The organism is Paenibacillus sp. GL_099_B (assembly GCF_057835695.1).
Genome location: NZ_CM174430.1, coordinates 7005842 through 7022886, shown reverse-complemented (window position 1 = coordinate 7022886; position 17045 = coordinate 7005842). Strand labels below are relative to the sequence as shown.

Here is a 17045-nt window from a genome sequence, read left to right as displayed (position 1 = left end):
TTATACTCACAATATTCAAAAAGAATTTGTGAAAATATGTCGAATTGAGGCTTAATAGGATAATTATGGATATAACTGAAGACGGCAAAACGATCATCCTTATTCCATCGCTTGAGCCAGATGAGAGACTTCTAGCCTATGTACGGCAATTGCGAGAATATGGCTTGACCCATATTGTCATTGTGGACGACGGATCTGGTGAGGCGTATCAGTCGATTTTCGAAGAGCTGAGTGAGAACGGGTGTGTTTTGCTTCGGCATGCGGAAAATCTGGGAAAGGGTGCTGCACTTAAGACCGGATTTCAGTATATCGGACAGCAGTTTGATGCGTCCTCCTTTGTCGTTACTGCGGATTCTGATGGACAACACGCAGCAGAGGATGTATACCGACTTGCGAAAGAAGCGAGGCTTCATCCTGATGCGCTGGTTCTCGGGGTAAGGGACTTCAGCGAGGGAGGCATACCGCCGAAGTCTTTGCTCGGCAATCGGATGACATCCTCTATTTTTGCTGTGCTTTACGGCAAAAAGCTGTCAGATACCCAGACCGGGCTTCGTGCTTTTGGCCCCGAGCTGCTTGCTTTCATGCAAGATGTTCGCGGCACTCGTTTCGAATACGAGCTGCAGATGCTCATCTCATGCATTCAGTCAGGCATACCGATTCATACCATGCCGATTCAAGTCATCTATGAGAATGGAAATGCAGGGACACACTTTAAAGCGATTCAGGACAGCGCTCGGGTGATGGGTGTGCTGTTCTCCAATTTCCTGCGGTTTATTTCCTCTTCAGTTGCGAGTTCTGTCGTCGATTTAGGAATTGCATGGTTTTTGATCGACTTTTTGCGGCCAATATTGGGTCAGCAGGATTATCTAAGAATTCTGCTCGCAACCGTGATTGCGAGAATTATTTCTATTGTCGTCAACTATATACTGAATAGGCACTTTGTATTCCGTAAAGAGGATAGTCAGGGCAGTCTATGGCGCTACTTGACGTTGTGCGGATTCGTGATTGTGCTTTCCAGTACGGGGGTATATTTGTTCCATACGATTTTCTTCGTGGATGAGAAAATCGCGAAATTTGTCTGTGATGCCTTGCTGTTCCTGCTCAGTTTTCAATTGCAGCGAAGATGGGTATTTGCAGCAAGGAGGAAGCAGCTGTAGTGCAAAACGAAAAAAGACAACATATTTTCTTTGTCATCACCATGATCCTGATGTCGATTTATTTGCTATGGCGGATGTTCTTTACACTGCCATGGGGGGAAGGCGTTCTGAACGTCATCTTCGGCATGCTCTTAATTGTGGCTGAGACGGTAACCGTACTGACCACCTTTGAATTGTTTTTTCAAAAGATGCAAAAGGAACGTACACAGCTCGACTTTCCCATCGTTCCTCCCGATTTTTATCCTCATGTGGATGTGTTCATTGCCACCCATAACGAACCGGTCGATCTGTTATATAAAACCGTCAATGCTTGTACGTTCATGGATTACCCTGACAAGCAGAAGGTTCACATCTATCTGTGTGATGATGGAGCACGACCTGAGGTGGAGGAGCTTGCGAAGCAATTTGGCGTAGGATATCTGGGTTTTCCCGGCAACAAGCATGCCAAATCAGGTAACCTGAATAATGCCCTGAGCAAAACCTCTTCTCCACTCATTGCAACCTTTGATGCAGATATGATCCCGCAACACACCTTTTTGATGAAAACCGTCCCGTATTTCCTGCTCTCCACGTTTATAGAAGAGAACGGGAGATGGCGGCTTCGCCGTGAGGATGAAATAGATAAAAAGTTCAAGCTGGGGCTGGTACAGACCCCTCAAAGCTTCTACAACCCGGATCTGTTCCAGTTTAACTTGTATGCAGAGCAAGGAATTCCGAATGAACAGGATTTCTTCTCCAGAGAAGTGAACATCCTGCGTAATGCCTCCAATGCGGTAGCCTATACCGGAAGTAATACGATCATTTCCCGGCAAGGCATGGAAGAGATCGGCGGTTTCCCGCTGAATACGATCACGGAGGACTTTGAGACAAGCATCCGCTTACAGCAGGAAGGCTATATTACCTATGCGACTCAAGAGGTTCAAGCTGCCGGGCAGACGACAACAACTGTTCCAAGCATGATCAAGCAGCGAATTCGTTGGGCAAGGGGTATTATTCAGAGCCTGCAGAATACACGTGCTCCTATATCCGAGAAGCTTCCTTTCTGGACGAGGGTAACCTATTTAAGCAGTTTCTTATACTGGTGGTCCTTCTTTAACCGGTTGATTTTCATTCTGGCTCCTATTTTATTTGCGTTGTTTGATTTCAAGATTGTAAACACAACTTTCTGGCAAATTTTAATATTCTGGCTTCCGTCCTATTTCTTCTACAGTGTATCGATGCGTTATCTGTCGAGCAATATTCGGAATCAGCGCTGGAGTCAGGTTATTGATACGATATTTATGCCTTATCTGATATGGCCGGTTCTCCTTGAAACGCTGGGCATCCGCGAGAAAAAATTCAAGGTTACCAATAAAAGCAGAGCGAATGGCCGGAAATGGATGTCTGCTCTGTTATATGCACTTCCGCATATCTTCCTGCTTTTGCTTTCGATTGCGGCTGTGATTCGGTATGTTAACGGTAAATATGGCATCGCGCTGTTCTTCAGCAGTATCATTATTTTCTGGCTCATTCATAATATGATTGCGCTGTGTTATGCCCTGTTCTTCATGATCGGCCGCCGTGCGTATCGGGAGACAGAGCGGATTCGGGCGCAGGAGGATGTCATGATCCACGACCAGGACACGAATCTGCGCTATCAGGCCAAGACAGTAGATGTATCTGAACAAGGTATTGCCTTTTATGTCCCGTATCCCATTTATCTACCTGAACAGAAGACGATCTCTCTGGTCGTAAAATCCGAGCGGTATGAGGCCAATCTCAACGCGGTCATCGTTTATGTGAAACAGGATGGGGAAGGCTGGCGTTATTCCGCGACGGTTCAGCCGATTGATGAGACGGATAACCGTCAATACATGCAAATCATCTATGACCGTAAACACTCATTGCCAGAGCAGATGAACCTGTGGGATACGGCTTACGACGATATGCTTCGCAATGTAAAAAAACGTATTGTTCAACCTAGATCGGATCAACGAAAAATGCCGAGGCTTTCCCTTCAGCTTCCAGTTCATTTCACCAATCATGCTGGATGTACGCTGCGCAGCTTCAATTATCGTTTCTTTTCCGCCACGGGTCTCCATGGTGATATTGCGGCAGGATCGATTGTTACTTTTTATACGAAGAGTAATATTGAAGTCATTTTGCAGCATACAGGGAAAACGACAGCCAATCGTCGCGAAGTGCTTCTCTCGGTGGAGAATATTGATGATATCGTGGAGCGCGGTTTGATTGATCAATTGCTGAGTGATTTGACCCATCCACATGCCGAGCGTTTCACCAGAGAGGGTTAGGAGAGATAGAGATGCTGTATATGCTTCAACTTGTGATGGGAGTTTTATTGATATTCTCCTTTATTGGTTACATGCAGTTTGTTCGAAAGGCACTATCTATACGTTGGGAGTTCATCCCTGTATTTGTGTTTTCCTCAATAGCATGTATTGTCTTTCTTAGCGGTTTGGCAGGGCAGCTCTACATTGGCAGCCTTGTCCTTCTTCTCGTCGGATTACTATTGTATGGAGGAATGGTGTTTCTCGGAATGCGCCGAGGAGCATCCTTTCGCATTTCTTTTTCCTTATTCCAGTTTTCATTCCTGGCAGGGACGTTCATTTTCTTACTGGTACTCTTCCAAAATCAATTGACGCACTACGATAATTTTTCCCACTGGGCGATTGTTTTGAAGCAGATGCTCAGCACAGATGCTTTTCCGACACCGGATTCGAACCTAATTGATTTTAAAAATTATCCGCTAGGGACTTCATCTTTTATTTATTACGTCTGTCGCTTCATGGGACATTCCCAGTCTGTGATGCTCCTGGCACAAGGTCTGCTGATCTTTTCCTGTTTTTACGCCATGTTTGGCATCGTTTCCGAGAAGAAACGTTTTCTGCTGTATGCATTTCTTGGACTCGGGTTGTCTACACTGTCTTTCTTCAACCTTACGATTCGGATTACCAACCTGCTCGTGGATTTCTTGCTTCCTATCTATGCGCTCGCCATCCTGGCGGTCATATACCAATACCGTCATGATATCAAGCGAGCATGTATAATCATGCTCCCGCTTGCAGGTGTGCTGACAGTCATTAAAAGCACAGGCATTATTTTCGCAGCCATCGGCCTGATCTTCCTGGTGTATACATGGCTAAAACACAAACAAAAGTTCAGTTGGAAAACTGCGCTGGCTGTTATTGGCACCATCTGCGGTTCACTGATTCCATACTTCGGCTGGAGCTGGCGAATGGCAACGGTGTTTCAGGGCGTCGATAACAAATTCGATGTAGCCACTTCCGGGATTCAATCCGGCAAAACGGCGGAGCAGATGAATGAGATTCTGTGGCTGTTCTTAAAGTCGAGTACGGATATTACGACACGACCGGTCATCGGTATTGTCATTTTCCAACTTGTAGCGATTGCGGCTTCGGTATTTGCCTATGTAGTACTCAAGAAGAAGTGGAATCTGTGGAAAGCACTGATTGCGCTGGATATTGTATTGTTGCTGTATTATGCAGGCATTCTGGCGTTGTATCTCTTCTCTATGCCGATGGATGAGGCGATCGTGCTGGCAGGTTTTGAGCGTTATGCATCGAGTATTGTGGTGCTGTTCGCCGGTGGGCTGGTGCTGTGCGCTGCGATTGACCTGGAGCGTTCATTCCACTATCGGATTGGTGAAGTGCCTGATTATCAAGCCTTCAAGACGGTCGAGACGAAGGGGCATTATCAAAAAGGAATCATCGGCTGTATGGCGATTGCGGCGACTATCCTTTTATCGGAATACAACGGGATTGTCTCGATTGCCAAAACCTACGATACAACGCTCCCTTACAAAATTCATGCGGTTACCGGTGATCGCTGGTATAAAGGTGGTCAGGAGGACAACAACAGATATCTGTTCTACGCCTCGGACAGGGACCAGCAGGTCACGAATTATTACATGCAGTATGTCGGGAAGTATTTTTTGTATGCTCCGCATGTGGACGGGATTGTCTTGTTCTATGAGGATAATATGGACAATCTTCTGAGCGGCTACGATTATCTGGTCGTCGTGGAGACGGATCGTAACGCAAAGTGGTTGCTGAAAAAGCACTATGGCATTGACATGAAAGAAGGGATCTACAAGATTACCCGTTCCGGGGAACAGATCATTCTTACGCTGACTTGAGATCATTAGAGTGGATTCTGATTCGGTCAAAATTCTTGGTATAATGTAAATAGCCTGGAAATGAAGGGACTGAACTATGCGCAGATATCAATATCTTAAACCTAACTATTAAATCCTAATGGAGGTAAAAGTATTGATTACAGAGTTACACACAGAACGTTTACAATTGAGAAAAATGAAGGTGTCGGATTCTTCGAGCTTGTTCACCGTTTGGTCTGATCCCGAGGTTACTAAATTTATGAATGTTAGTTGTTTTACTGACGTAGAGCAAGCGATAGAAATGATCAAACTTCTGGATGATCTCTCTCAAGATCGTAAGGCTATCCGTTTCTCCATAATTAAAAAAGAGTCCAACGAGATTATAGGTTCTTGCGGTTATAATTCTTTGGATTTTGACAACTTAAAAGCAGAAATTGGATATGATATTGCTAAATCATCGTGGGGAAGAGGATATGCTTCAGAGGCGGTCTCTACTTTGGTAGATCATGCATTCTCATCTTTAAAACTGAACCGAGTCGAAGCAAAGGTTGATCCCGAAAATGTGAATTCGATAAAGCTCTTACAAAAGCTCCGTTTCACATTAGCAGGAACATTTAGAGAATATGAACGAGTTGAGGGAACGTTTAACGATCTCCATATGTATTCAAGGTTAGTATCAGATTGATTTGATGTTCCCCCCGGCATAAGAAAGGGATACATGAGTTTTATATAAAGAATATATTCAAAGAGGCCGTTCCGTAGTTGGAGAGGCCTCTTTGTTAATATACAGCGAAACGGATGAGTCACACGTGTCGCGTGGGCGAGTTATTCAATTAGACTTTTCGTTGCGTTATACATCTGTTCGGCGTACTCGGCGACTTCATCTCGGGACATACGTAAGCGAGCGACAGAAGTACCATATCCAATTTCCTGGTGGCCTTCTTCCAGACCTTTGAAGATTCCATCTGCAAAGGCATCCAATGGTTCTCCATGCGTATGCAGTCCTGCTCCACCCAGATCAGTACTTACTGCAGGAGGAGCAACTTCAATGACCTCTACAGATGTATCCGAAAGCTGGTGTCTCAGACTGATGGTAAAGGAGTGAAGGGCCGCTTTGGTTGCTGAATAGATGGGAGCAATGGCAAACGGCGTGAAGGCCAACCCGGAAGTGACGTTTATAATCGCTGCCTCTTCTTGTGTTGCCAAATATGGAGCGAACAGCATGGATAGATGAAGTGGAGCTTCAATATTCGTTGTAATTTCTTTGTTGAAATAACTCCAATCGTTCTTCCCGTCTGACTTGAGTATATTAAAGCGTTGTTGAATACCGGCATTATTGACCAATACATTTACTTTCGGATAGTTGGCGGTTACCCATTCAAACAATGCGATGCGATCAGATTCAATATTCAGATCATTCACATACGTAATAAGGCCCGGGTGTGTTTCCTTCGCATGTTGAAGTACAGCTTCACGTCGTCCAGTAACAATAACTGTATTTCCAGCTCTTAAGAAGCGTTCTGCAAATGCTAATCCGATCCCAGAGCTTCCGCCAGTAATGAGTACTGTATTTCCCGAAAGTTTCATTATAATATCTCTCCTCTTAGTCCTCGTTTTGGTTTCTTTCCTGTATTTGTCGGGTGTAACGTGTAATTTTAAAATCAATGCCCTTTAGGGATTCCTGCATCAACGAAATTTCATCCAGCACTGCCTGCTTGTGATTTTGCATCATTTCAAGCCTTGCCTCAAGCGTACAGTTCCCTTCGATGATCCAATCCATATATTGCTTAATCTGACTAATGGGCATATGCGTGTTCTTTAAACAAACAACGGTTTCCAGAAGAGCCATCTGGTTTTCTGAAAATAACCGCCGCCCAGCATCATCACGCTCGATTAAGGGCAGAAGCCCTTTTTTCTCATAATAACGTAAGGTTGATTCTGGAATATTTAATTTGGCCGAAGCTTCGCTAATGGAAAGATACTTCATATTGGAGACCTCCAAATGGGTGTTAACTCTGTCGACAGGAATAGCATACGACTTAAACTATGGTTTAAGTCAATAAGGTAAATAAATTTCTCTTTTGGATGTAATGAATCCCACGGGTAAAGGGAACTGGAACTCATTAGCGTATTATAGATTTTCATATTGTATAGCTAGTTAAATGAGATACAATGCTATTATAGATAAGGGCATCCAGTTGGATGCCTTTAAATATAGGAATGAAAAGGACTACATACATACCGAAGGTGTCGACATTAATTTAAAGTGGTGAGTGGATGAAAGAATTGTACAGTCAGGTGAACCGAAAAACATATTATATTTCGATGTTAACTCTCATTGCTCTTATGTTATCTGGATTAATCCTATCGACGACAGAATTAAGCGGAATTACAGTGGGCTATGTTATCCATTTTTTTTGTGTGGCCATTCTAGCGGTTTGTTTGTTGATCTACCCCAAGCATGAAACCTATGTTTTCAGAAAGATCATCATCCTGTTTGGCTTTGCTTATTTCTATACCATGTTCTTCTTATATCCAGAGACCTGGACTACGTACATTCTCATTTGTCTGATTCCCTTACTTGCCATTTTGTTTTTTAATTTAAAATTGTTTTATTTCTCCATCATTCTGAATGGAGTTTTAATTGTGATCACGTTTGGCTATATCATCCTGATTGATCAAGGTAAAATATATTCGTATGTACATCATGACATTGTGGGGAACCTCATTAATATTATTGCGAGTCAGGTATTATTATTTCTCATTTTCCATTTGTCCTTTAGTCGTATGAAAAAGCAGCAGCTCTATCATGAACAATTACAACAATCGGAGCGTTTAAAGATGATAGCTCATTTGACGGCAGCTGTGGCGCATGAGATTAGAAATCCAGTCACCGTTGTCCGAGGTTTTTTGCAGTTATACAGAGAAGATCCTGCATTTGATGATCCAATTAAAAACAAGTTCAAATTAATGATTGATGAGTTAAATACTGTTGAACAGATTACCTCACAGTTTCTAACCCTTTCCAAGCCTAATAAAGATCAGAAACCAGAAAAAGTGGATGTGAATGATGCCCTTCAGAGCGTAACAGGTCTGGTCCGTTCCTATGCGATGTTATCTGATAATCAGATGCATATCGAGGCAGAAGAGGATTGCTTCATTTTTATTAATCCAATTGAGTTTAAGCAGTTGATGATGAATCTAATTAAAAACGCTTTGGAAGCCTCGACTATGGGGAAACCCGTCACTGTGATTGCCAAGAGGAATCATCATTATATCGAGATCAAAATCATTGATGAAGGAAGTGGAATATCAGAGGATGAGGTGAAGTCACTCGGGACTCCGTTTTACTCATTAAAAAGTAATGGAACCGGATTAGGATTAATGATCTGTTTTAATATTGTAGAAAAATATGACGGGGAAATTAATTATGAGAGTAAGAAAGGTGTAGGAACGACCGTTACGATTCGATTCTTGGCTACGGAGGGGAAGTAAAGGATACATGAAGGGTCTTATGTTAAAAGCTTACGATAAATGAAGGGCAAGTTAGCGTCAGTCGTGACAACGGCGCTAGCTTGCCCTTTTAAGGTTAGAGATCTGTTTGGTTTAAATCCTGTTAGGAAGTTACCTCATGATTCACATGATATCGCCCTTTTGGTACAACCATCGGAGATCCCGAAATCGGGTCATCAATTACCGTGCAGTCCAGGCCGAAGATGTCTTTGACCCGTGTGCTTGTAATGACCTCTGAGGGTACTCCTTCAGCGACCAGCTTACCTGTATGAAGTGCGAAGATATGATCTGCATAACGTGCGGACAAGTTGATGTCATGAAGCACCATGACGATCGTTGTTCCGTGTTTCCGATTAAGCTCCGTGAGCAGGTCAAGAATCTCGACTTGATAGGTGATATCCAAAAAGGTTGTCGGCTCATCGAGAAACAGGATGTCCGTTTGTTGCGCTAATGCCATGGCTATCCAGACACGTTGTCGTTGGCCGCCTGAGAGCTCATCAATATTATGATTGGCAAACTCGGTGATATTCATGATGGTCATTGCTTCGGCAACGGCCTCGTAATCTTTTTTGGTCCATCCACTGAACAAGGATTGGTGCGGAAACCGTCCTCTGCCGACCAGATCCGCTACAGAGATTCCTTCTGGGACAATGGGAGACTGGGGTAGCAGCCCCACCACACGAGCCAATTGCTTGGGTGGGATTTTGGATAGGGGCTTACCGTCTAAAGTGACCTTGCCGGATATGGGCTTGATGAGCCTGGCCATCGTTTTAAGAAGCGTGGACTTACCGCATCCGTTGGATCCGATAATAACGCTTATCTTATGACTGGGTATAACGAGGTCCACACCATGTATAATCGTTTTGTTCTCATAGCCTGCGACGAGTTGTTCGGCTTGAAAAACATGTGTTGCTTTCATTATAGTTCCCCCTTTCGATTCATTCGGATTAACAGGAAGATCAGATAAGGCGCTCCGAGTAATCCGGTAATGATGCCTACGGGGAATCTGTACTCAAAAGCAAATTGTCCGATAAGATCGGATGCCAGGACAAGGTTGACGCCAACAAGACCTGCCGGAATAATGTTGGAGGAGCCCACACCGACGAGTCTTTTGGCAATAGGGCCCGAAAGGAATGAGACAAAAGCGATCGGGCCTGTGGTAGCCGTAGCAATCGCAACCATACAGACAGAGCTTACAATAAGTGCAATTCTGGTCTTGTCCGTGTCTACACCCAGGGAAAATGCCGATTGTTCTCCAAGCTCCAATATGCTGAGATGTTTGCCCAGCAAGATGATGATCGGCGAACAGATGATGACGGTGATCACAAGAGGCGGAAGCTCATGCATCTGTGAACCGTTAAGACTACCTGTGAGCCATCTGAGCGCTGAGGGAACATCCTTTTCAGAACTAACCAGAAGAAGATAGGAGATGACAGCATCAAGCATCGCTTGTATGCCGATACCGATCAGGATCAATCGTCCGATGGAAAATACTTTTCCTCTTGATAGTACATAAATGAACAGAACGGTGACCAGGCCTGCAATTACCGCAGCGAAGGACACGACGGCTCCACTTGCATGAAGAATGACGATGCAAAAAACAGCAGCAGCACTTGAACCAGACGTGATCCCGATGACATTGGGGTTTGCAAGGGGATTTCGCAGCATGGTCTGGAACGTGTAGCCTGCAATACCGAACGCAAATCCGGCAAAAAGGCCGGTCAGCATTCTGGGTAGACGTATGGTACTCACGGCAAAAGAGACACCCTTGATTTTTTCACCGGAAAGGGCTTGAATGACGTCCTTCACCGGATATATCGTGTTTCCTAGTAAAAGCATGGCGCAGCATAGAATGCATGCCAGTACGGCAAGGAGACTAGTGACAAGGATCCATCGGCGGCGTCTTTGACGTCTTCCCGCCATAATAAATTCAATAGAATGATTGGTCATAATGAACGCACTTTCGATCGTATAGCTAGAATAATGAGTATGGGAGCACCTATAAATGCAGTCACTACGCCGACTTCAAGCTCGCCAGGGTTACTAATGAGTCTGCCCCCTACATCGGAGATCGTCAGAATGATCGCACCAGCAATGGCTGACATGGGTATGACGAAGCGTAAATCAGGCCCAATAATAAGGCGTATGACGTGAGTGGATAACAATCCGATAAAACCAATAGGTCCAGCCAGAGCGGTAGCCGCTCCGCATAACAGTACACCCGCAAGGGCGGAAATAAGCCTCAGTGTTCCGGTTCGAACGCCCAATCCCGTAGCCACATCATCTCCCAGCGCTAACGCGTTAAGTGCGGGAGCGGTAATAAACGCAATGAGAATTCCGATGATCAGAAACGGGATGAATGTGCCGATCCCACTCCAGGTTGCCGAGCCGACGCTTCCCACTTGCCAAAACCTGAATTGGTCCATGACATACGAGCGGGGAATCATGATGGCGGTGACCAGAGATGAAAGAGCAGCGCTTACAGCAGCTCCTGCCAAAACAAGCTTAATGGGCGTGGCGCCGCCACGCCCCATAGAGCCGATTCCGAATACAAACACTGCAGTAATCGCAGCCCCAGCCAAAGCCAGCCATATATATTGCCCCGCGCTGCTGATGTTCAGGAACGCAATGCCGCATACCACAAACAAAGATGCGCCTGTGTTAACACCCAATATACTTGGGTCAGCAAGCGGGTTTCGTGTGACGGCTTGCATAATTGCTCCCGATACTCCGAGTGCCACCCCACATAATAAACTGAAGACAGTTCGGGAAATCCGTTTGCGCACGATGTTTGCCCCATAGGAGTCTACTTCCGGGTGAAATAATCCGTCGATTAGTTCATGAAACCCCACTGGCCGAGAACCGAGGACCAGTGAGGCTACCACACTTACGATGAGCAGGATAAAGCAGATGACCAGAACCAGCCCGAAATTTTTCGGGATATTCAAGCGTGGTTGATTGTTATTCGGAATCGATGAACTATTCATTTATTTTATCAATAGCTCCGCCGATCAGTTTCAGATAATCATCGATCGTATAAGAGATCGACAGTGGGTTTGGCGTTCCAGCAGCAACCAAAGGTGTATCTGCTTCAATGAATGCTACTGAACCACGTTTAACTGCTGGAATTTTACCAAGAAGCGGATCAGCCTGAAGAGCTTTCAACAACTCGGCATTTCCGTATCCAACAAGGATATCCGCATCATTAAGGGCTTCAGCATTCTCAGCACTTAGACTTAGGGAGTAGCTGTTAGGGTCCGTAATTTGGCTAGTGATGCTTTCTGGAACAACCAGTCCCAACTCATTCAGGAATGAGACGCGAGAGTCTACAGGTGTATAAATATGCAGTTTAGACATATCTTCAGCTGAGAAGTTTACCCAAACCACTTTTTTGTCTTTAATCTGAGGGTAGGCGCTTACTTTTTCATTAATCATGGCCTCAGTGTCTTTAATCAGTTGCTCGCCTTCTGCTTTCATGCCCATACCTTCGGAATTGAAGAGAACCTGTTCACGCCATGTTGTTGCCCAAGGAGCAGTCGGATAAGCTACAACTGGAGCAATCTCACTAAGAAGATCGTAGTCTTCCTGAGTAATACCGGAGTAAGCTGCAAGAATAACATCCGGGTTGGAATCGGAAATGGCTTCAAAATCAAGACCGTCTGTGTCCTTGAAAACATTCGGGTCTGTTACGCCGAGATCTTCGAGTTTTTTCGCAGTCCAAGGCAACAGTCCGCTGTCATCTTGAACGCCGAAGTTTGCCGCCGAGAAGCCTACTGGAACTTGTCCAAGAGCGAGAACGACATCATGGTTAGCCCATTGAACCGTAGCTACACGTTCAGGCTTTTTCTCAATAACGGTTTCTCCCAAAGCATGCTTGATCGTAATCGGATATTCGGTATTCTCATCTTGAGCGGCTGGTGTTTCGGTCGTTGGTGAATCACTCGCAGCCGGACTCGCTGCAGGAGTTGCTGGCTTGCTTCCACAACCTACCAGGGCTAGGATCAGCACTACCGAAATAAGTAGTGTCATTAAAGAGAGCTTTCTTTTCGTGTTCATGTGTTTCCCCTTTCTAATCTGTAATATATTTGTTGAATCTGACTATCTGGCTGTGAAAACTCATCAAAGCAGATGAATATAAAACGTTTTACATATGAGAATGATTATCAACATCAATAAATATATCTTTATTTGAAAGGGAGTGTCAATGAAAAATTTGTAAATGGTAACCTCCGGTTAAGTATCAATTTCTTCATTAAACAAGTGAATATCGATGGAAAAGTGCAGTTTTACGACTCGAAATAATTGACATAATATCCCTTAACCAATATAGTGTATCTAATTACTTTGCAATTAAATGCAACGAAGAGGACAAGTAGATACGGAAATGCCATTCAGAGAACTGCCGGTTGGTGCGAGGCAGTGGGTATCCGGATCAAAAATCGCCTCAGAGCAGGCCTTCGAAATAATAGTAGACGGGCCCGGTATTCTACCGTTATATAGAAGCATCGTTGTTGGACGATGGCAGAGAGGGTGTATTCATTCATACACCAATCAGGGTGGTAACGCGGAATAGACTCCGTCCCTAATGGGATGGGGTTTTTTGTGTTTTTTATGAACCGAGGAGGAATGGGTATGTGGAAAAAGTTTGGTGTAAAAGATCCAGTACTTCGTCAGAATATGTTTATGGCCGATGAAGTTCAGTACAATCTTATCCATCGTATTTGCGAGTCAGAGCGTTCAACCTGTCTAAAAGCATCTAATGAAACAATGATCTTTGCCCAGACCGAAGGACACAACGCTTGGTTGTGGATTTCCAAAAAACTTGCAGCTGAACCAAAGAACAAGCTCTTGCAAGAACTTTTAGAATTTCTCAAGGAAACCGAGCTTTCGGGTATATCAGGAGAACGGGCGACTGTTGAACATTTTGCTAATGTATATTCAGAGGCTAATGGGCTGCAATTCGTTCCTTATATGATTATGGAATCCTACGTTTGTTCAGAGGTAAGAAAGCCAGCTCATGTAGAAGGTATATTGCACCTATCTACAAGACAGCATTTGGAGACCGTGGCGGAATTTTTAGCTGGCTTCTCAGAAGCGGCTTATGGAGTTAAAGTTGAACCGTCTAGTCAAATCTCAGCAGCAAAGTCGGCTATAGAAACAGGTAATTTGTATCTATGGTTACTAGATGGTCACCCTGTATCCATGGCTAATATTGCACATCGCTCTCCAAGACACGCGAGAATTAATGCAGTATATACACCGTCTGCCTTCCGTAAGAAAGGATATGCAAGTGCAGTTGTGGCAGAATTATGTTCTATCCTCATATCAGAGGGTTTAGATCCGATGCTATACGCTGATTTGAAGAACCCTGATGCGAATAAGGTTTATCAAAATATAGGTTTTGTTGAAAGTGGTCAAGTGGCTGACATTAAATTCAAATAGGAGAAAAGCGGTATAGGGCATGACTTCACTGAGAATCAATTATAGGCATGTAAGTGGTTATTATATGATGTTTTGAAGTTTATTTGAACAAAATAGCTATATTACTTGCCTACTATGCCAGGATTAGAGGATATGATCGCTTCGGAAGTCTCCCAAAGTCGGGGCAGGAATTTGGTAACGTCATCGGCGCGACTGAAAAAGTCGTTGGTAGAAGCGATGCCGAGATCAGCGATAGCTGCTTCAAAGGCAGGAGTAAGTGTTTCTTGTATCTCAGGAGGAGCGTCCGCGGTCAGAATTTTATGGCAGCGAGCAAAAGTTGCGACGATCCAGAATACCGCTTCGCGATGGTATCCGGATTGTATGAGTTCACGACTACCATCGATTGCAATCGGACGGGCAGTAGCGGTGATGTCGGAGCTGAAAAAGAAAGGTGTCCTCGCTGCTGCTGCAGCTATGTCAAATGTTCGGGCGAGTTCTCCAAGGTGATATTCGACGCGCTGAGCAGTCAGGTGAGCACAGCCGAGCAGCTCCAGCAGATTTTCGTACAGATCGGTGTAGCCGTATTCTTTAAGCACCTCATGTGTAGCTAGGTAGCGGCGGCGCACAGTTGGATTACGAAGCGCTGCAACGAGTAACACATGTGTGGTCACTCCAGTCGGGAACAACCAAGCTGTTACCTTGTCATGCATTGGCGCATCGGCATCTATTTCCCGTAGCCCGTTTTCGATTCTTTGCCGAGCGTTTTCGCATCGGCGTTGTACCCACACCTGCTTGGCAAAATGGTGAGATACCTCATTTTGAAGTCTGCCTAGATGTCCGGTGGGATCAGCAATGATCGTGTCCACACGAAAGCTGCCTGCCAGATGATAGGATGACAGAACCTCTTGGGCTGAGGCGATCTGGTCCCAAGATAGGTACGTGACTTCGACCAAAGCACCACGGTAGAGGAACTTCCCAAGCTTTAGCGGGGGCGCGGTTTCTTCCGTAATGACCACAACATCGATGTCGGAGGTAGCTGACAACTCTTTATCATCAGGCAAGTCTATCGTTGAACCACTGAAATAGGCCCCTTTGAATCCCTTCTCCTTGCTGGCATGTTCCATAACCCACTCATACGCTGCTTTTCGTGCGGACCCGACTTTCATGGATACCATCCTCCACTTCGCTCAAGTTTTAAATACGTATGTATTGCCGCCTGACTTACCTCTAAATATGTTACCTATATACTTTAGTATACAAAGAGTGACAGAGTTAAAAGAACCCCTTGCAAGCATTTCCCCGTTGGTGCTGGCGGACAAGCCGGAATAAATACGAGTTAACTTGCAATGATACCTTTAGCCTTCGTTAAAGCAATCGAGGTTCTTTTGCGTGTACCTCCTGATTTTTAATAGCGAGCAAGCCACTGTCTGCAAACCTCGATGCCGTGTTGAACGGGAGTTGGGGGTTTGCTATAATTCACACAGGACGCAACGAAGAAGGGAGCCCTGTACGATGAAAAAGGCCAAACATACCTGTCCCTCCAATAGCAAGGCATTCGGCTTGGCATTGCAGGCCCTTGTGTTCATGTCGGATAGTCCTAACCTCTATCCAAGTAACAATATCGCCGATCATTTATGCTCAGAAGCAACATTGATTCGCCGAATATTGGCGAAACTCGCTCAGGAGAACATTCTGGAGGTTCGTGAAGGACGAGATGGAGGTTATCGCATGAAGCAGCCGCCGGAATCCGTGACATTGGCCGATATATATCTGGCGCTTCAGACCGAGGCATCGCTGTGTGAAGGAATGCTGGATTCCACAGGCGATCACTCATTTGGCATCCAGATGCATGATATGTTCAACGATATTACGGGGGAAATTAATCATAGTGTGTTGGAAATCCTGCGAAAATACACCATTGCCGACATGGCCAACAGGATGAGTCCGATAATGGAGAATTGACAACATACCCATCCACACATATACTGTGCTTATATTAGCACAGTTAAGTGGTTCATTTTTTTATCCTTAACTGTGTTAAATAATACACAGTATATATATGGGAGGCAAAATGAGATGGAGAGCGTAAAACAAGAGCAAAGCTTCATGGAAGTGGTAAAGGAAAGACGTTCTGTACGGCATTACGATCCTGCGTTCAACATTTCAGAGCAGGAATTGAAAGATATTTTGACTGAAGCAGCCCTTGCTCCGTCTGGCGCGAATATGCAGCCATGGAAATTCATTGTTTTTAATGATCAGGCTCTGAAAGAACAATTGCTTCCCATCGCGAACAACCAGCAGCAGGTGCTAGATGCCTCGGCCGTTATTGCGGTGCTGGGGGATTTGGAGTATATCAAACAGGTGGATTCCGTTTACGACGCTTCTGTAGAAGCTGGTTATATGACGAAGGAAATTAAGGATTCGTTGGTTACCAACATGAAGGGAATGCTGGGAAGCATGGATCCTCAATATATCAAGGACGGCGTAATGTTTGACTGTGGTCTATTATCGATGCAGTTCATGCTCGCCGCCAAAGGGCGTGGTTATGATACTGTTCCAATGGCTGGGTACGATAAAAATAAATTTATTGAAGCGTTCGATATTCCCGATCGTTATGTTCCAACCATTCTCATTTCCATCGGCAAAGCCTCGCAACCAGGACATCCGACTACTCGACTGCCAATTGACGAGCTGACGTTCTGGAATGGTATCACAAAATAATGGAGCCCTCTCCATTGGGAGAGATACTCCCTATGAGTTAGTTCCTGTTCTAGCTAAAAAGAATGACTAAAGCAAAACATCTTAGGCTGCCATTACGG

General features: G+C 44.8%; 15 protein-coding genes and 1 other annotated feature. Of the genes, 8 read left to right on the top strand and 7 right to left on the bottom strand.

The window, feature by feature from the left end; translation table 11 throughout:
- The first annotated feature begins 65 nt into the window (after positions 1 to 65).
- From AC3ITG_RS31860 to AC3ITG_RS31845, 4 genes are all read left to right on the top strand, one after another.
- Positions 66 to 1157 (top strand): GtrA family protein, encoded by a 1092-nt coding sequence (locus AC3ITG_RS31860; RefSeq protein ID WP_489252436.1) that lies wholly within the window; start codon positions 66 to 68, stop codon positions 1155 to 1157.
- The gene (locus tag AC3ITG_RS31855; RefSeq protein WP_489252435.1) at positions 1157 to 3448 is read left to right on the top strand and encodes a glycosyltransferase family 2 protein; all 2292 of its coding nucleotides are present in this window, start codon (positions 1157 to 1159) and stop codon (positions 3446 to 3448) included. Before AC3ITG_RS31860 ends, AC3ITG_RS31855 begins: the two co-directional genes overlap by 1 nt.
- An 11-nt stretch (positions 3449 to 3459) precedes the next feature.
- Positions 3460 to 5313: a hypothetical protein gene (locus tag AC3ITG_RS31850; protein ID WP_489252434.1), complete on the top strand. Its 1854-nt coding sequence runs from the start codon at positions 3460 to 3462 to the stop codon at positions 5311 to 5313.
- A gap of 133 nt (positions 5314 to 5446) precedes the next feature.
- The gene (locus AC3ITG_RS31845; protein WP_489252433.1) at positions 5447 to 5977 is read left to right on the top strand and encodes a GNAT family N-acetyltransferase; all 531 of its coding nucleotides are present in this window, start codon (positions 5447 to 5449) and stop codon (positions 5975 to 5977) included.
- Positions 5978 to 6117: 140 nt separating this feature from the next.
- Here the strand turns inward: AC3ITG_RS31845 and AC3ITG_RS31840 are convergent, their stop codons facing one another.
- Both AC3ITG_RS31840 and AC3ITG_RS31835 read right to left on the bottom strand, forming a co-directional pair.
- On the bottom strand, positions 6118 to 6879 hold the full coding sequence (locus AC3ITG_RS31840) for an SDR family oxidoreductase (RefSeq protein ID WP_489252432.1): 762 nt from the start codon (positions 6877 to 6879) through the stop codon (positions 6118 to 6120).
- A 16-nt stretch (positions 6880 to 6895) separates the two neighbouring features.
- Positions 6896 to 7279, bottom strand: a complete 384-nt coding sequence (locus AC3ITG_RS31835; protein ID WP_489252431.1) for a MerR family transcriptional regulator — start codon at positions 7277 to 7279, stop codon at positions 6896 to 6898.
- A gap of 290 nt (positions 7280 to 7569) precedes the next feature.
- Between AC3ITG_RS31835 and AC3ITG_RS31830 the strand changes: the two genes are divergently transcribed.
- On the top strand, positions 7570 to 8787 hold the full coding sequence (locus AC3ITG_RS31830) for an ATP-binding protein (protein WP_489252430.1): 1218 nt from the start codon (positions 7570 to 7572) through the stop codon (positions 8785 to 8787).
- A 121-nt stretch (positions 8788 to 8908) separates the two neighbouring features.
- On the opposite strand, the gene AC3ITG_RS31825 is transcribed toward AC3ITG_RS31830, so the two are convergent.
- The 4 genes from AC3ITG_RS31825 to AC3ITG_RS31810 are packed head-to-tail and all read right to left on the bottom strand — an operon-like array spanning position 8909 to position 12861.
- A complete protein-coding gene (locus AC3ITG_RS31825) occupies positions 8909 to 9724 on the bottom strand; it encodes an ABC transporter ATP-binding protein (protein ID WP_076287220.1) in 816 nt (271 codons plus the stop codon).
- On the bottom strand, positions 9724 to 10755 hold the full coding sequence (locus tag AC3ITG_RS31820; RefSeq protein WP_076287221.1) for a FecCD family ABC transporter permease: 1032 nt from the start codon (positions 10753 to 10755) through the stop codon (positions 9724 to 9726). Before AC3ITG_RS31820 ends, AC3ITG_RS31825 begins: the two co-directional genes overlap by 1 nt.
- Positions 10752 to 11792 (bottom strand): FecCD family ABC transporter permease, encoded by a 1041-nt coding sequence (locus tag AC3ITG_RS31815; RefSeq protein ID WP_163755922.1) that lies wholly within the window; start codon positions 11790 to 11792, stop codon positions 10752 to 10754. The genes AC3ITG_RS31820 and AC3ITG_RS31815 overlap by 4 nt, the downstream gene beginning before the upstream one ends.
- On the bottom strand, positions 11785 to 12861 hold the full coding sequence (locus AC3ITG_RS31810) for an iron-siderophore ABC transporter substrate-binding protein (RefSeq protein WP_489252429.1): 1077 nt from the start codon (positions 12859 to 12861) through the stop codon (positions 11785 to 11787). The genes AC3ITG_RS31815 and AC3ITG_RS31810 overlap by 8 nt, the downstream gene beginning before the upstream one ends.
- Before the next feature lie 294 nt (positions 12862 to 13155).
- Positions 13156 to 13392, top strand: a binding site (T-box leader).
- A 45-nt stretch (positions 13393 to 13437) separates the two neighbouring features.
- Here AC3ITG_RS31810 and AC3ITG_RS31805 point away from each other — a divergent pair.
- The gene (locus AC3ITG_RS31805) at positions 13438 to 14247 is read left to right on the top strand and encodes a GNAT family N-acetyltransferase (RefSeq protein ID WP_489252428.1); all 810 of its coding nucleotides are present in this window, start codon (positions 13438 to 13440) and stop codon (positions 14245 to 14247) included.
- Positions 14248 to 14348: 101 nt separating this feature from the next.
- On the opposite strand, the gene AC3ITG_RS31800 is transcribed toward AC3ITG_RS31805, so the two are convergent.
- A complete protein-coding gene (locus AC3ITG_RS31800; RefSeq protein ID WP_489252427.1) occupies positions 14349 to 15392 on the bottom strand; it encodes a hypothetical protein in 1044 nt (347 codons plus the stop codon).
- A 346-nt stretch (positions 15393 to 15738) separates the two neighbouring features.
- On the opposite strand from AC3ITG_RS31800, the gene AC3ITG_RS31795 reads away from it, so the two are divergent.
- Complete coding sequence (locus tag AC3ITG_RS31795; protein ID WP_489252426.1) at positions 15739 to 16188, top strand: RrF2 family transcriptional regulator; 450 nt, start codon at positions 15739 to 15741, stop codon at positions 16186 to 16188.
- 114 nt (positions 16189 to 16302) lie between these two features.
- Complete coding sequence (locus tag AC3ITG_RS31790) at positions 16303 to 16947, top strand: nitroreductase family protein (RefSeq protein ID WP_489252425.1); 645 nt, start codon at positions 16303 to 16305, stop codon at positions 16945 to 16947.
- Positions 16948 to 17045 lie beyond the last annotated feature (98 nt).

Bases quoted from the DNA above. Each gene is read 5' to 3' on its own strand.
- AC3ITG_RS31835 (WP_489252431.1), bottom strand. From the start codon at position 7,279: ATGAAGTATCTTTCCATTAGCGAAGCTTCGGCCAAATTAAATATTCCA.
- AC3ITG_RS31825 (WP_076287220.1), bottom strand. From the start codon at position 9,724: ATGAAAGCAACACATGTTTTTCAAGCCGAACAACTCGTCGCAGGCTAT.
- AC3ITG_RS31820 (WP_076287221.1), bottom strand. From the start codon at position 10,755: ATGACCAATCATTCTATTGAATTTATTATGGCGGGAAGACGTCAAAGA.
- AC3ITG_RS31810 (WP_489252429.1), bottom strand. From the start codon at position 12,861: ATGAACACGAAAAGAAAGCTCTCTTTAATGACACTACTTATTTCGGTA.
- AC3ITG_RS31860 (WP_489252436.1), top strand. From the start codon at position 66: ATGGATATAACTGAAGACGGCAAAACGATCATCCTTATTCCATCGCTT.
- AC3ITG_RS31805 (WP_489252428.1), top strand. From the start codon at position 13,438: ATGTGGAAAAAGTTTGGTGTAAAAGATCCAGTACTTCGTCAGAATATG.
- AC3ITG_RS31800 (WP_489252427.1), bottom strand. From the start codon at position 15,392: ATGAAAGTCGGGTCCGCACGAAAAGCAGCGTATGAGTGGGTTATGGAA.
- AC3ITG_RS31815 (WP_163755922.1), bottom strand. From the start codon at position 11,792: ATGAATAGTTCATCGATTCCGAATAACAATCAACCACGCTTGAATATC.
- AC3ITG_RS31840 (WP_489252432.1), bottom strand. From the start codon at position 6,879: ATGAAACTTTCGGGAAATACAGTACTCATTACTGGCGGAAGCTCTGGG.
- AC3ITG_RS31790 (WP_489252425.1), top strand. From the start codon at position 16,303: ATGGAGAGCGTAAAACAAGAGCAAAGCTTCATGGAAGTGGTAAAGGAA.
- AC3ITG_RS31795 (WP_489252426.1), top strand. From the start codon at position 15,739: ATGAAAAAGGCCAAACATACCTGTCCCTCCAATAGCAAGGCATTCGGC.
- AC3ITG_RS31830 (WP_489252430.1), top strand. From the start codon at position 7,570: ATGAAAGAATTGTACAGTCAGGTGAACCGAAAAACATATTATATTTCG.
- AC3ITG_RS31850 (WP_489252434.1), top strand. From the start codon at position 3,460: ATGCTGTATATGCTTCAACTTGTGATGGGAGTTTTATTGATATTCTCC.